This is a genomic window from Plantactinospora sp. WMMB782 (assembly GCF_049179135.1).
In the GTDB taxonomy this organism is placed as follows: domain Bacteria; phylum Actinomycetota; class Actinomycetes; order Mycobacteriales; family Micromonosporaceae; genus Plantactinospora.
Genome location: NZ_JBMHMC010000007.1, coordinates 7,282,191 through 7,294,525, shown reverse-complemented (window position 1 = coordinate 7,294,525; position 12,335 = coordinate 7,282,191). Strand labels below are relative to the sequence as shown.

General features: G+C 69.2%; 12 protein-coding genes and 1 pseudogene. 8 read left to right on the top strand and 5 right to left on the bottom strand.

Annotation, left to right across the window (positions count from 1 at the left end; translation table 11 throughout):
- Positions 1–128: 128 nt before the first annotated feature.
- The 3 genes from ACN28A_RS34610 to ACN28A_RS34600 all read left to right on the top strand — a co-directional run bounded on the left by ACN28A_RS34610 (position 129) and on the right by ACN28A_RS34600 (position 2,420).
- Positions 129–431 (top strand): transposase, encoded by a 303-nt coding sequence (locus ACN28A_RS34610; protein ID WP_421402424.1) that lies wholly within the window; start codon positions 129–131, stop codon positions 429–431.
- Positions 428–1,324, top strand: a complete 897-nt coding sequence (locus tag ACN28A_RS34605) for an IS3 family transposase (protein WP_421402422.1) — start codon at positions 428–430, stop codon at positions 1,322–1,324. The genes ACN28A_RS34610 and ACN28A_RS34605 overlap by 4 nt, the downstream gene beginning before the upstream one ends.
- Before the next feature lie 160 nt (positions 1,325–1,484).
- Positions 1,485–2,420, top strand: coding sequence for a hypothetical protein (locus ACN28A_RS34600; protein ID WP_421402706.1), 936 nt, complete (start codon positions 1,485–1,487; stop codon positions 2,418–2,420).
- Positions 2,421–2,641: 221 nt separating this feature from the next.
- On the opposite strand, the gene ACN28A_RS34595 is transcribed toward ACN28A_RS34600, so the two are convergent.
- Positions 2,642–3,079, bottom strand: a complete 438-nt coding sequence (locus ACN28A_RS34595) for an Imm1 family immunity protein (RefSeq protein WP_421404813.1) — start codon at positions 3,077–3,079, stop codon at positions 2,642–2,644.
- A gap of 396 nt (positions 3,080–3,475) precedes the next feature.
- Here ACN28A_RS34595 and ACN28A_RS34590 point away from each other — a divergent pair, with 396 nt between their 5' ends.
- The 5 genes and pseudogenes from ACN28A_RS34590 to ACN28A_RS34570 all read left to right on the top strand — a co-directional run bounded on the left by ACN28A_RS34590 (position 3,476) and on the right by ACN28A_RS34570 (position 8,074).
- Positions 3,476–4,150 (top strand): DUF6907 domain-containing protein, encoded by a 675-nt coding sequence (locus ACN28A_RS34590; protein ID WP_421402704.1) that lies wholly within the window; start codon positions 3,476–3,478, stop codon positions 4,148–4,150.
- Positions 4,151–4,724: 574 nt separating this feature from the next.
- A complete protein-coding gene (locus ACN28A_RS34585) occupies positions 4,725–5,246 on the top strand; it encodes a hypothetical protein (RefSeq protein ID WP_421402702.1) in 522 nt (173 codons plus the stop codon).
- Positions 5,247–5,804: 558 nt separating this feature from the next.
- Positions 5,805–5,948, top strand: a pseudogene (locus ACN28A_RS34580) (LacI family DNA-binding transcriptional regulator); the annotation flags it as partial.
- Positions 5,949–5,999: 51 nt separating this feature from the next.
- A complete protein-coding gene (locus tag ACN28A_RS34575) occupies positions 6,000–6,824 on the top strand; it encodes a LacI family DNA-binding transcriptional regulator (RefSeq protein WP_421404811.1) in 825 nt (274 codons plus the stop codon).
- The gene (locus ACN28A_RS34570) at positions 6,821–8,074 is read left to right on the top strand and encodes an MFS transporter (RefSeq protein ID WP_421402700.1); all 1,254 of its coding nucleotides are present in this window, start codon (positions 6,821–6,823) and stop codon (positions 8,072–8,074) included. The genes ACN28A_RS34575 and ACN28A_RS34570 overlap by 4 nt, the downstream gene beginning before the upstream one ends.
- A gap of 286 nt (positions 8,075–8,360) precedes the next feature.
- Here ACN28A_RS34570 and ACN28A_RS34565 read toward each other — a convergent pair whose 3' ends face one another.
- The 4 genes from ACN28A_RS34565 to ACN28A_RS34550 form a co-directional block, all read right to left on the bottom strand.
- Entirely contained in the window at positions 8,361–9,188 is an 828-nt protein-coding gene (locus tag ACN28A_RS34565; protein ID WP_421402698.1) for a hypothetical protein, read from the bottom strand.
- A 355-nt stretch (positions 9,189–9,543) separates the two neighbouring features.
- Positions 9,544–10,329 carry an ABC transporter ATP-binding protein gene (locus tag ACN28A_RS34560; RefSeq protein WP_421402696.1) on the bottom strand — a complete coding sequence of 262 codons (786 nt, stop codon included), beginning with the start codon at positions 10,327–10,329 and terminating at the stop codon, positions 9,544–9,546.
- On the bottom strand, positions 10,326–11,360 hold the full coding sequence (locus ACN28A_RS34555) for a FecCD family ABC transporter permease (protein WP_421402694.1): 1,035 nt from the start codon (positions 11,358–11,360) through the stop codon (positions 10,326–10,328). The genes ACN28A_RS34560 and ACN28A_RS34555 overlap by 4 nt, the downstream gene beginning before the upstream one ends.
- A complete protein-coding gene (locus ACN28A_RS34550; protein WP_421402693.1) occupies positions 11,357–12,310 on the bottom strand; it encodes a FecCD family ABC transporter permease in 954 nt (317 codons plus the stop codon). The genes ACN28A_RS34555 and ACN28A_RS34550 overlap by 4 nt, the downstream gene beginning before the upstream one ends.
- Positions 12,311–12,335 lie beyond the last annotated feature (25 nt).

Sequence of the window (12,335 nt, the reverse complement as noted above, 5' to 3'; positions counted from 1 at the left end):
ACGACCCTGACAAGTTGTGCGCCCACGATGCGATCCAACGTCCGCGGGACATTGGGCCTGACCCGGTTTGACGGACATCCGAGATCAGGGGGCTGTGAGCCCTCGGGAGGATGTTCATCATGGAAGGCATGGGGAAGAAGCCTCGCCGGCCGCGTCGGGCGTTCACGCCGGAGTTCAAGGCGGAGATCGTCGAGGTGTGCCGGCGGGGTGACCGTACGGTCGGTCAGGTCGCGAAGGACTTCGACCTGACCGAGACGGCGGTCCGGGACTGGGTCAAACAGGCCGACCTCAACGCCGGCACACGTACCGACGGGCTGGCCAGCGCGGAGCGCGAAGAGCTGGCGCGGTTGCGGCAGGAGAACCGTCGGCTGCGCGAGGACGTGGACATTCTCAAGCGGGCCACGGCTTTCTTCGCGAAGGAGACCCGGTGAACGTTTACCCGTTCATCGAGGCGGAGAAGGCGCGGCAGGGCAACGTGAAGCGTGCCTGTGAGCTGTTGAAGGTCTCCCGGTCCGCCTACTACCAGCACCGCGCCGCCGGCCTGTCGCCCCGCCAGCGGGTCGACACCGAGCTGGCCGAGCGGATCGCTGACGTGCATGACGCTTCGGCCGGCACCTACGGCTCCCCACGGGTGCACGCCGAACTCCGCGCGCAGGGCCGGCGACACTCCCGCAAACGGATCGCCCGGCTGATGCGCACGGCGGGTCTGTGCGGTCGGGCACCGAAACGGTGGCGCACCACCACCGTGCCCGACCCGGCGGCAATCCCGCGCCCGGACCTGGTCGGCCGGGACTTCACCACCAGCCCTGCCGACGTCGACACCCGATGGTGCGGCGACATCACGTACATCAACACCTGGGAGGGCTGGCTGTACCTTGCCACCGTCATCGACCTGGCTACCCGCCGGGTCGTCGGCTGGGCCACCGCCGACCATCTCCGCACCGACCTACCCGCCCAAGCCCTGTCCAACGCCATCGCGTCACGACGCCCGACCGGGCCGGTGATCTTCCACAGCGACCGCGGCTGTCAATATACGAGCGGCCAGTACGCCCACCTCGCGAAGCGGCACAACGTCCATCTCTCAGTCGGACGCAAGGGGCAGTGCTGGGACAACGCCGTCGCCGAATCGTTCTTCGCCACCATCAAGACCGAGCTACTCGACCGGCGGACATGGCCAACCCGAGCCGCAGCCCGCACGGCGATCTTCGACTGGATCGAGGGCTGGTACAACACCCGACGCCGGCACTCCACCCTCGGCTACCTCAGCCCCGCTGCCTACGAGGCCACCGCCTATACCGGCAGACCGCTCGGCAAGGTAGCGTGATCAACTTATCGACCCTGTCCGTCGAATCGGGTCAAGCCCAACATCGTAGATTCAACGTGTGTCACGAGACCTTCGAAGCGGCCCTCGACCCGCTGACGTCGCCGCCCCCATCCGTTGCTCGTTCCTACGCGTGGACTCACGGGGATATCCGATCATCGCGGTGATTCCGCAGGGACCGGGTGAGGAGGACTACGGGGCTCTGTCCGAGCAACGCAAGCTTGTTCTTGCCACATACGACCTGTGCGCAGTGTGCGCTCTGCCGTTTCGCGACGAGTTGCGCTGGCAGGTCACGTTCGATGATCAATTGCAGCAGATGGGCGAAACATTCGCGTTCAACGAAGCGCCGGTGCACGAGGTGTGCGCGCTCTACGCGGCGCAGGTGTGCCCGTTCGTCTCCTCACCGCACGCCCGGCTCGGCGACGCCCAGCGCAAGGGTCAACGACGTGCCGAAACGCTTACGCTTGCCGGCTTCACCCACACCGCGACGGTGTTCGGTCACGACAGCGAGCTGCAGGTCGGCGAGAGCATCTTGATGTTCGAGATGGCCGACCTGCGCCGTATTCATCGTCTGACCGGTGCCGACGATGCCCGATCCGCCTACGAAGCCGTCCTGCGTGACGAGGCCCGGATCGAGCTGGACGACGCCGAGCGGCGTGTCGTTGACCTCCTGTGTGCACCGACGCCGAAGGGCGAGGATTCGGGCCCGGTCATGGCCGGTGCCGCGTGGTTCATCGGAGCGGTGTTCTGCCCGCAGATCCGCCGAGTCCAGGCCATGAAGAAGTTCGCGGACGCCGAAGGCGACCTCTACTTCCAGCTCGCGGCGAACTTCCTCGACAATCCCGAGATGATGGCCGAGTGGGAGGACTCGAACGATGCCTCCACCGCGGCGGCGATGTCGTGGTTCCGCACCCGGCAGAGCGTGCCTGCGGTACTGCAGCAGTGGCGCGCTGACGGTGCCCGCCGAGTCCGCGACGTCAGAGGTCGACGCCCACGCGCCGTCGGCGCGGCTGTGGTCGTACCGCGCGATGAGGCCGCGATCCGTCGACGACGAGACGCCGAAGCGGCGCTGCGGAAGGCACGCCGCCGCAAGCGGTGACGTCCTGCCCGAGCCAGCCGCCGCTCCTGGCCGTGCCGCTCGGCCCGGGCCGTGCTACGGGCCGTGGTCGACCCAAGTTGGCGACTGTTCCGGCAACACGGGGACCGGAGCTCGACGTATTCGGCGATGCCTCTTGCCACAGCCGCAAGGTGGACGCTGTGACCTGCCGGACGACGTGCGAGCCCGCGCATGAAAAGGGATTTGCCGTGCGGCTCTGACTGTCAGCCGGCGACCCAGGCGAGCGATGGCTGCTGGCCACTACGGAGGTACCCGTGGGCGGCCTTCCGGGCGTGTTCCGCAGAAATCCGGATGCGTTCGGGCGGCATCCCGGTCCAGTCACCGTAGAAGTCGAACGCGATCGCCTCGGACGCTGGGGGCAGGTCGAGGTCGGTGGCGTAGCGGTTGCCGCTGCCGTGGAGCTGGCTGCGGTCGAGCCAGTCGACGAAGGACCGTTCGGGGTGCCCTATCCCGATCATGATGGCGCCATGCTGGCCGGGTTGATGGATCTGCACCGCGTAGGGCAGGTTCTCGGCTGCGGCCTGAGCGTTGATGTGGTCGAGGACGAGATCCACCTCCTGGACTGTTGACACCGGGACTTCTTTGCCGCGGTCTGGCTCCTCCGCAGATGGGCCGTCCCAGGGGATTAACCGGCGGCGCAACGTCCTGGAACGCTGCTTCAACTGGCTGCAGTTGACTCTTGCCGTCGTAGGCGCGGCGGGCCAGCTCCCGCAGAGACCAGCCGTGAGCGGTACGAAGCTGGCGAAGGCGGCTCGGGAATCGCGGGTCGACGATGGGCGGGTGCGGCATGTCGTGACTCCCAAGGTTACGGCTTGGGGTGGTGGCGACCTGGGCCGTAACCCCGGTTCGCCACTTTGGACGGTACAGCCAGCAGTGGAACGGCGTCACGCATCGTCCGCTGGTGAGGGGTGACGTCGCACGGCATGTCCGGCGCCGGGCCACCCGCCTGTCGTTACCAGAGCATGACACCCCCTGCTCATGCGGTCTCCGAGTTCCCTCGCTCCCTCGTCGAGCCGGCTCCGGACCCGTACATCGCCGTGAACGACTGGGCTACCCTGCTTGCCCCCGACACGGTCCGGCCGGTCATCCTCCGGCAGGCCACCCCGCCGGAGGCCGAGCAGGTCCGCCGTGACCCGTACGCGGTGCTCGACGACACCGACCTGACCGCCGAGCAGAAGATCAGCGTGCTCCGCGGCTACCGCATCCACACCTACGAGCAGGGCGGCCAGGACCGGACCTCTGCCGCCCGCCGGGTCGGCGTCACCACCCAGGAGCAGGCCGACGACGCGGTCATCGACTGGGCGATGTGGGCCACGTCTGGGCGGCTGCTGCCGAACCGGTCCGACGTCGATTGGGCTGCGGTGCTGGCAGCCATGCTGGACGACGACGCCGGTTGCCCCACCTGGTGCCCAGGCGACTGCGAGCAGCCCCGGATCTTCGGCGCGACGTTTGTCGAGCGGTTCCACGACCTCCATCTCGTGGACCTGACTGGCGGCCCGGCCGAGTTCCCTGCCGAGCAGCGGGCCATTAGCGTCGACCTCCAGTCGCTCAGCACCGGCCTCGACGCCGGCCCGACCTCGGTCAACCTGGGCGTCGAGTTGGTCGATGGCTCGGACGGAGACTGGGTGGCGTTGACGCCGGCCCAGGCCGCGTACCTCGGTATCGCGTTGGTCGCGGCGGCCCGGACCGCTGGCGCCAAGGCGCCGGAGTGACCGCCGGAGCCTTCCGAAGCTGCCCGGCTGCTGGCGATTGCTCGATACGGTGCCGGCGTGACCCGTGAGCGTGATCGTTTGCTGCCGTGGATCCTGGCCGGCTGCGTGGCGTGCGTAAGAAGGGGGCATCATGCTCTGGCAACGACGGGTGGGGTGCTCGGCGCCGGACGCGCGGTGCAACGCTACTTGACTCTTACGCCGTCACTCCGGACCCGCCGACGATCCTCGCGCGGCCGGTACGCCGAACTGTTCGCCCCCACTCCGCCGGCTACGACACCACCCCGCCCGTCAGGCAGATGCCTCGACAGAGCACAACCACCGCGGAGAGCACCTGCTGACGCCGCCGAATCCCACAACATCGTCCCAGCCACGGCCACGATCGCTTGGCCGATCCTCGTTACGAGCGCAAGCTGACCCCGCATCATCTGACGTACGAACTCCGGCGACGTGGGACGTCCGGCGGGCCGCTGGTAGTAATCAGCCCGACAGCAGGCTTCCGATCAGCCCATACCCTTCCTAACCTGTCTAAATGCGGAGAGTATCTAGAGCGTTACTTGTTGTTGTGGTGTCGGTCATGGCGGCCACCGCTCTCACGGCACCGAGCCCCGCCCACGCCAACCCGGTGACCATCTGTAGCGGCACGCCGATCCCGTCCGGCTACGTCGTCATCGCGATCGGCACACACTGGAGCTGCGGTAGTGGCTCGTTCAACACCAGGACCATCACCATTCCCGGCCCGACCGAGACTGTCTGTAGCAGTTCACCGATCCCGTCCGGCTACGTGGTCGTGGCGAACTCGACCCACACCATCTGCGGGAACTCGTCATTGAACCGCAAGATGATCAAGATCCCGGGTGTGGCTGAGGAGATCTGTGGCAACTCGCTCATGCCGTCGGGGTACGTGGTGGTGGCGAATTCTACTCACGCCATCTGCGGCAACTTGTCCTTCAACCGCCGATCCATCAAGATCCCGGGTCAGTCGGAGCAGGTGTGCAGTAACTCGCCGATCCCCGTCGGGTACATCGTCACCGCCACCAGCACTAGCTCAGCCTGTGGCCTCACGTCCCTCAACACCAAAACCATTCTTCGGCTTTGAGTCCCCACGGATAGCCCGGGACTAGACAGTGCGTTGCCCTGAAGGAGGTGATAGCCACCACCTCCTTCAGGGCAGTCGCCGGCGAGTAGTCGGTGACCATCTTGCCGGCCGGGACCCGGCGGATCGCGACGGTGAGCTCGCGTAGGTCGCCTCCTTGAGCAGGTAGCCGGCGGACGGGTCACTGCTACCTGCGTCACACCGCTGTCGAACAGATCGACTGCCGCGTCGGCCAACACGTCAACCCCGCCGGCGGCCGCGACCAACTGCTGGGTCAGACCCGCCCCGCATACGTTCGTACCGGCCCGGCGCCACCGTTGGTGACCTGCTGTGGGTCGTCATGTCGGCAGCGATGTCGAACCGTCCTGCACCCGGTCCCCCGTGCCCCAGGCTGGCCTCTTGGCGTCCCTCGACGAACCAATCGGATATGAAGTGACCGGCTTGCGACATAATCTTGATCGATTGGACCCCGAATTCGTCTGCTTCGGGTGAGAGCGCTCTCGGGTCTATCGTTCGGCGCACGCGGCGGCGGGTGATCGCCGGGGAGAGTGCAGGCGCCCGATGAGCAAGGTCAAGCCGACGATCGAGGACGTCGCCCGGGTGGCAGGCGTGTCCCGGGCGACCGCGTCCCGCGTGATCAATAACGTTCCGGGTGCGTCGGGTCCGCTGCGAGCACGTGTCCGTGCGGCGGTGACCGAGCTGGGTTACCAGCCGAACGAGACAGCCAGGGCGCTGGCCTCCGGTCGGCTACGGGCCGTGGACGTCATCGCGGTGACCTACGGTCCGGGTATCGGCTGGCTCGGTACGCATCCGTACTTCAGCCGCGTCCTGGCGGGCATGATGCCGGTCCTGGAAGGTGCCCGCGTGCAGTTGCGCCTGCACGCGGTCGGGCTTGAGGCAGCTGGCGACGCGATCGACGAGATCGCTGCCAACACCACCGTCGGGGCGGTCCTCGCCGACATCACCCCGGATCTTGCTACCCGTTTCCACCGCCGGTGCCGGCGGGTGGTGTCGATGGTGCCGACCGCGCCATCGGTCCCGGCGATGCGGGCCGACAACGTCGGCGGTGCGTACGCCGCGGTTCGAGAACTTCACCGGCTCGGCCGACGTCGTATCGCCGCCATCCACGGACCCGCCCGAAATCCCTGCGCCATCGACCGGCGCGCCGGCTACCGGCGCGCGGTTGATGACCTCGGACTGCCGCATGCCAGCGCGGACGGCGACTTCCACCGCGACGGCGGCCACCACGCCGCACAGTGCCTTCTGCGGCAGGATCCGGACATCGACGCGATGTTCGTCGCCTGCGACCTGATGGCCGCCGGAGCCGTGCAAGCCATCACCGCCACCGGGCGACGTGTCCCGGACGACGTGAGCATCGTCGGCTTCGACGACAGCATCGCCGCCGTCTGCACCAACCCGCCGCTGACCACGATGCGCCTACCGGTCGAGGAGATGGCCACCGCCGCCACCCGCCTCCTCCTCGACGGCGTCCCCGCCGCCGGTCACCGTCAGCAGTTCCCGATCGAACTCGTCACCCGCGCCAGCACCCCCGCACCAAGTTACGGAACGCGGGACAGATGAGCCTGCCCGAGCAGGTCGAAGCCGCCGCCCCGGCGCCCGACCCACCCGTGGCGCGTTCCTCGGCACTGCGTCTGACGCTCACCTCGCCGCTGCACCGCGGTGCGACCATCGCGGTCTTCCTCGGCGCCGTCGGGTTCTCGGCCGCCGCACCACAGATCGCGTCGTTCCTGGTCAACGACCTCGGTGCCTCCCTGCGCACCGCGGGACTGTTCTACCTCACGAGCCTGACGGCACCGGTGGCCGGCTATCTCGTCGGCCGCAGGTCGGATCACACCGGGCGCCGGCTGGGCCTGTTCCGGTGGTGCGCCGTCCTGGGCTTCGTCGGCTGGATCGGCATCGCCTACTCGACACAGCTGTGGATGCCGTACGTCATCAGCGCCGTCATCGGCGCGTTCGGCGGCGCCGCCACCTCCCAACTGTTCGCCGCGATACACGACCACCTCAAGGCACACCCCAACCCGAACAACGACGGCGTCGTCGCCGCGGTACGGATGGCCCTGACCGGCGGCTGGGTCATCGGTCCCGTCGCCGGAGCCTTCCTCGCCGCGCACACCTCGCTGCGCACCATGCTCGTCGCCACCGCCTGCTGCACCCTCGCCCAGATCATCCCCCTGGGAACAATGCGCACCGCGCCCATCGACGGCGGCACGTCGCAGTCGCCGGAACCACGGCCGACCGCCCCCACCACCAGAGCGCTGCTGCCACTGCTCACGTTCACCGGGCTGTACGTCCTGGTGTACCTCGGAGAGCCCATCAAGTACGCCTACCTGCCGATCTACATGACCAGACAGCTGGAGTTCCCGGCCGGGCTCAGCGGAGCGATCATCGGCATCCAACCGCTGGTCGAGATCATCCTGATGCCGCTGGCCGTCCTCGTCGCCCGCAGAATCGGAATGATGCGCCTCATGGTGGTCGGCGCCGGCGCCGGAGTAGCAGCAAACATCTGCTTCGCTACCACCGGCACCGCCGCCGGTCTGTTCACCGGTCAGGTCCTGATGGGCGCGGTCTGGGGTGTGTTCGCCGCCCTCGGGATCATCGTCGCCCAGCAGCTACTACCGACCGCCGTCGCGACCGCCTCAGCCATCTTCATCAGTTCCACCGCCCTCGCCTCCGCGCTCGGCGGTGCCGCCGGAGGACTCGGCGCCACATCCATCGGCCTTCCCCTCGTCTTCCTCATCCCCGCCGCAGCCGGCCTCCTCGCCACCACCGGCCTCGCCCTGATGGTCCGGACAGAGTGCAGGCAAAACTAGGACTACGCCAACGCGCTGTGCGCGAGCGTCGCGAGTCGGACCCGAAGTTGCTGATCTGGCTCCTGGGTGAGCAGCCCAGTCGGGCACGTGCCGAGTACATCACCGCCACTCGGACCGGTTTCCAGGGGCGCGACGAAGCCTGCGGCCCGTGGCGTGGGAGCGGATCGGCGGGGGACCGCCAGCTTGGAGAAGCCTTGAACTATCGCCCCGATGCCCTGCGCTTCGCCGCTCTCTCGGATCGGCTACCGGTCGGCCATGTGCTACGCCTGAGCCGCAGGCCGGCTGCTCACCGGCGGTCTGACTCCAGGTGGCGGCTCTTGAGTAGTCGGCAGGCCGTTGCTAGCAGTGCATAGGTCACCTTGGCGGCATTTACGAACTCGTTGTCGTTGATCGACAAGACCACGCCCTTACCGCCCGGGATCTCCGTCTCCGCACCACGATCGGCGCCTCGCAGCAGGGCCCAGGCAAGTCCGTGCTCGAAGCCCGACAGCAGCCGCCAGGTACCTTCCAGGAACACGGCGAAATCATCCTTGCCTCGCACGAAGTTCAGTTTGAGCAGTTCTTCGGCGACATTGATCCTCTGGTGCACGCGGTCGAACGACTCCCCGAGCGCGGCAGCCTCGGACCGGTACACGGCCAGCTGGCCCTGCTCCTCCTTGCGCTCGGCGTCCTCAACATGCCGCCGTGTCTGCGGCAGCCGCTTGAACACCGCCCGATGCTTACGCCGCTGGTAGAAGTCCTGAACCTCACTGCGTAGCCCGCGCAGGCGACGCTCGCGCCCGGAGGATGGGTCGATGATCCAGGTCGCGAAGAACGACGCTTCGAAGATCGGCCGCAGCAGACTCCACGGCGCCCACACTGTCGCGCCCCGATGTTCCAGCAACGCGAGTAGCGCCTCGTGGTTGTCCCTGGCCACGCCGAGGTACCGCTCGACCGCCATGTAGGTCCGGGGGCCGGCGACCTGCGACTCGTCGAAGGCACGATCGGACAGCAGGCGCGCCTCGGCCAGTGCCGGGAGGCTCTCCAGCGTCTGGAACTCGCTGGCGAGCATTCCCCAGTATTCGGGCAGGTTGCCGAGGTCCATCAGCACGCCGGTCGGCTGCGGTCTACGCACGGCGGGCAGCGTACGCCGTATTGGCCGTACGGCTCGAACAGTTATCCGCTCAGCTGGGCGCTCCTGACCGTTGATGACGGATCGGCGGTCACGTGGAGGCAGCCATCCGCGTGTCTGTGGATCGAACGTCTCTGGCTCACATTCGGTGGTAGCAGTGAGTAGCGGTACGAAACCGCCCTCGACCAGGGATCATTACTGCCTCTCGGGCCACCCGAACCTGGGCCGAAATGTGGAGGGCAAGATTGTGTAGTACGGCGGTGCCGGCCCGTGTCGCTACGTACGGATCGCTTGCTGAATTACCCGATCGACGCCTGTTCCCGAGGGGAGATTGCGGCAGGGCGACTGCCGGGAGCTGTCAGCGGGTGGTGCGCGGCTCCGGCAGCACGAGTGGTGTTCCGGTGGTCGGATCGACGATGACGCGGGCCCGTACACCGAACACCGTCTCGACCAGTCGCGCGTCGACGACCTCGGCGGGCGGACCCTGGGCGAGTACGGCGCCGTCGCGCATCGCGACGATTTCGTGGGCGTAACGGCAGGCCATGTTGAGGTCGTGCAGCACGGCGACGACCGTGCGGCCGGCGGTGTTGAGGTCGGTGAGCAGGTCGAGGACCTCGAGTTGGTGGGCGAGGTCGAGGAAGGTGGTCGGTTCGTCGAGCAGCAGCAGGTCGGTGTCCTGGGCGAGGGCCAGGGCGATCCAGACGCGTTGTCGCTGGCCGCCGGAGAGTTCGTCGACGGGTCGGTCGGCCAGGTCGGTGACGCCGGTGGCGGCCAGGGCGGTGCTGACCGCCTGTTCGTCGGCGGCCGACCACTGCCGCAGCCACGTCTGGTGCGGATGTCGTCCCCGGGCGACCAGGTCACCGGCGGTGATGCCGTCCGGGGCGACGGGCTGCTGCGGCAGTACGCCGATGCGGGCGGCGACCTCGCGGGTCGGCAGCCGGTGGATGTCGCGGCCGTCGAGCAGCACCGTGCCGGTGTCCGGGCGGAGCAGTCGGGCCAGGCCGCGCAGCAGCGTGGACTTGCCGCAGGCGTTGGGTCCTACGACGGCGGTGATCCGGCCGGGCGCGATCCGCAGGTCGAGGCCGGTGACCACGGTGCGGCCGTGGTAGCCGAGGCCGAGCCGGGTGGCGCGTAGTTCGGTCATTCTGTCCTCCCGACGCGGTTGGCTCTGGCCAGCAGCCAGACGAGCAGCGGGGCGCCGAGGACCGTGGTGAGCACCCCGACGGGCAGTTCGGTCGGGGCGAGGACCCGGCGGGCGGCCAGGTCCGCGCAGCCCAGCAGCGCGGCACCGACCGCGGCCGAGGTGACCAGGGCGAGGCCGCGCTCGCGGACGAGGCGGCGGGCCAGTTGCGGCGCGGCCAGGGCGACGAACGCGATCGGGCCGGCCGCCGCCGTCGCCACGGCCGCTAGGACGACCGCCGTGGCGAGCAGCCCGACCCGGGCCGGTTCGGCTCGGGTACCCAGGGCGAGGGCCAGGTCGTCGCCGAGTTCGAGGGCGCGCAGCGACGCGGCCAGCCGCAACGCCACCGGCAGCAGCACCGCCACCGCGAGCACCACCGGCAGTACGTGCCCCCAGGACCGGCCGGCAAGGCTGCCGGAGAGCCAGACCGCGGCCTGCTCGGCGGTGTAGACGTTGGCGGTGTTGAGCAGGTACGCGGTGACCGACGTGAGCATCGCGGTGATTCCGATGCCGACCAGCACGAGCCGGTACCCGGTGACGCCACGGCGCCGGGACAGCAGATAGATCGCCACGGCGGTGGCCAGGGCGCCGGTCAGCGCGCCGAGTGCGACGGTGGCCGGGCGGGCGGCGACGATCACGACCAGGAAGACCGCCACGGTGCCCGCGCCGGCGTTGATACCGATGATGTCCGGGCTGGCCAGCGGGTTGCGTACCACGCGCTGCACGATCGCCCCGGCCAGGCCGAACGCGGCACCGACGGCGATCGCGCCGAGCGCGCGGGGCAGCCGTAGGTGAAGGATCACGTAGGAACTGCGGCGGGTCGTGCCCGGGCCGCCGGAAAGCACGGCGAGGATGTCGGAGACCGGCAGCGGGTAATCACCCAGGGTCAGCGAGGCCACCATCGCGGTCAGGGCGACGACCAGCGCGACCACGGTGACCGCGACGGCCCGCGCATCGACCCGCGCCGAGCGGCCGGCGATCCGCAGGACTTTCACAGCTCGGCCAGCCTGCGGCGGCGTACCAGGGCGACGAAGAACGGCGCGCCGGCGATCGCGGTGACGATCCCGGCCTGCAACTCCTGTGGCTTGGCCACCACCCGGCCGAGCACGTCGGCGGCGAGCAGCACCACCGGCGCCAGCACCGCCGCGTACGGCAGCAGCCACCGGTGCGCCGGCCCGACCAGCGCCCGCGCCATGTGTGGCACCGTCAGCCCGACGAACGCGATCGGACCGGCCAGGGCCACCGCCGTGCCGGCGAGCAGCACCACCGCCAGGGCCGCGGTCGCCCGGCCGGCGGCCAGCCGCTGCCCGAGCGAACGGGCCATGTCGTCGCCGAGCGCGATGGCGTCCAGCGCCCGCACCGACATCGCCGCCAGCACCGCCCCGGCGGCGAGGAACGGCAGCGCGGCTCCGATCACCGAGATGTCCGCCGCGGTCAGCGCGCCCACCGACCAGTACCGGTAGGAGTTGAACGTGTTGACGTCCAGCAGCGTCAGCGCCGTGGTCAGCCCGCCGAGCAGGGCGGTCGCGGCCGCACCGGCCAGCGCCAGCTTCACCGGGGTGGCCCCGCCGCGACCCAGCGAGCTCAACGCGTACACCCCGGCGCCGGCCAGCGCCGCCCCGGCGAAGGAGAACCACACCCAGCCGCCGAAGGTGTGCACGCCGAACACGGAGATCCCCAGCACCACACTGAGCGCGGCGCCCGCGTTGACCCCGAGCACCTCCGGCCCGGCCAGCGCGTTGCGGGTCAGACCCTGCAACAGGCCGCCCGCGACGCCGAGGGCCGCACCGGCGAAGATCCCGACGAGGGTACGGGGGATCCGCAGGTATTGCACGATCCGCTGCGCGTCCGAGCCGTCCGGACGCAGCAGGGTGTCGAGGACCGTGCCCGGGCCGATCGTCTCGTTGCCGACCAGCAGGGACCCGCACACGGCCGCCGTCAGCACGACGACCGCCCCGGCCAGCCCGGCA

Coding starts and splice junctions, on each gene's coding strand:
- ACN28A_RS34570 (WP_421402700.1), top strand. CDS start 6,821: ATGAGCCTGCCCGAGCAGGTCGAAGCCGCCGCCCCGGCGCCCGACCCA.
- ACN28A_RS34610 (WP_421402424.1), top strand. CDS start 129: ATGGGGAAGAAGCCTCGCCGGCCGCGTCGGGCGTTCACGCCGGAGTTC.
- ACN28A_RS34560 (WP_421402696.1), bottom strand. CDS start 10,329: ATGACCGAACTACGCGCCACCCGGCTCGGCCTCGGCTACCACGGCCGC.
- ACN28A_RS34585 (WP_421402702.1), top strand. CDS start 4,725: ATGGCGGCCACCGCTCTCACGGCACCGAGCCCCGCCCACGCCAACCCG.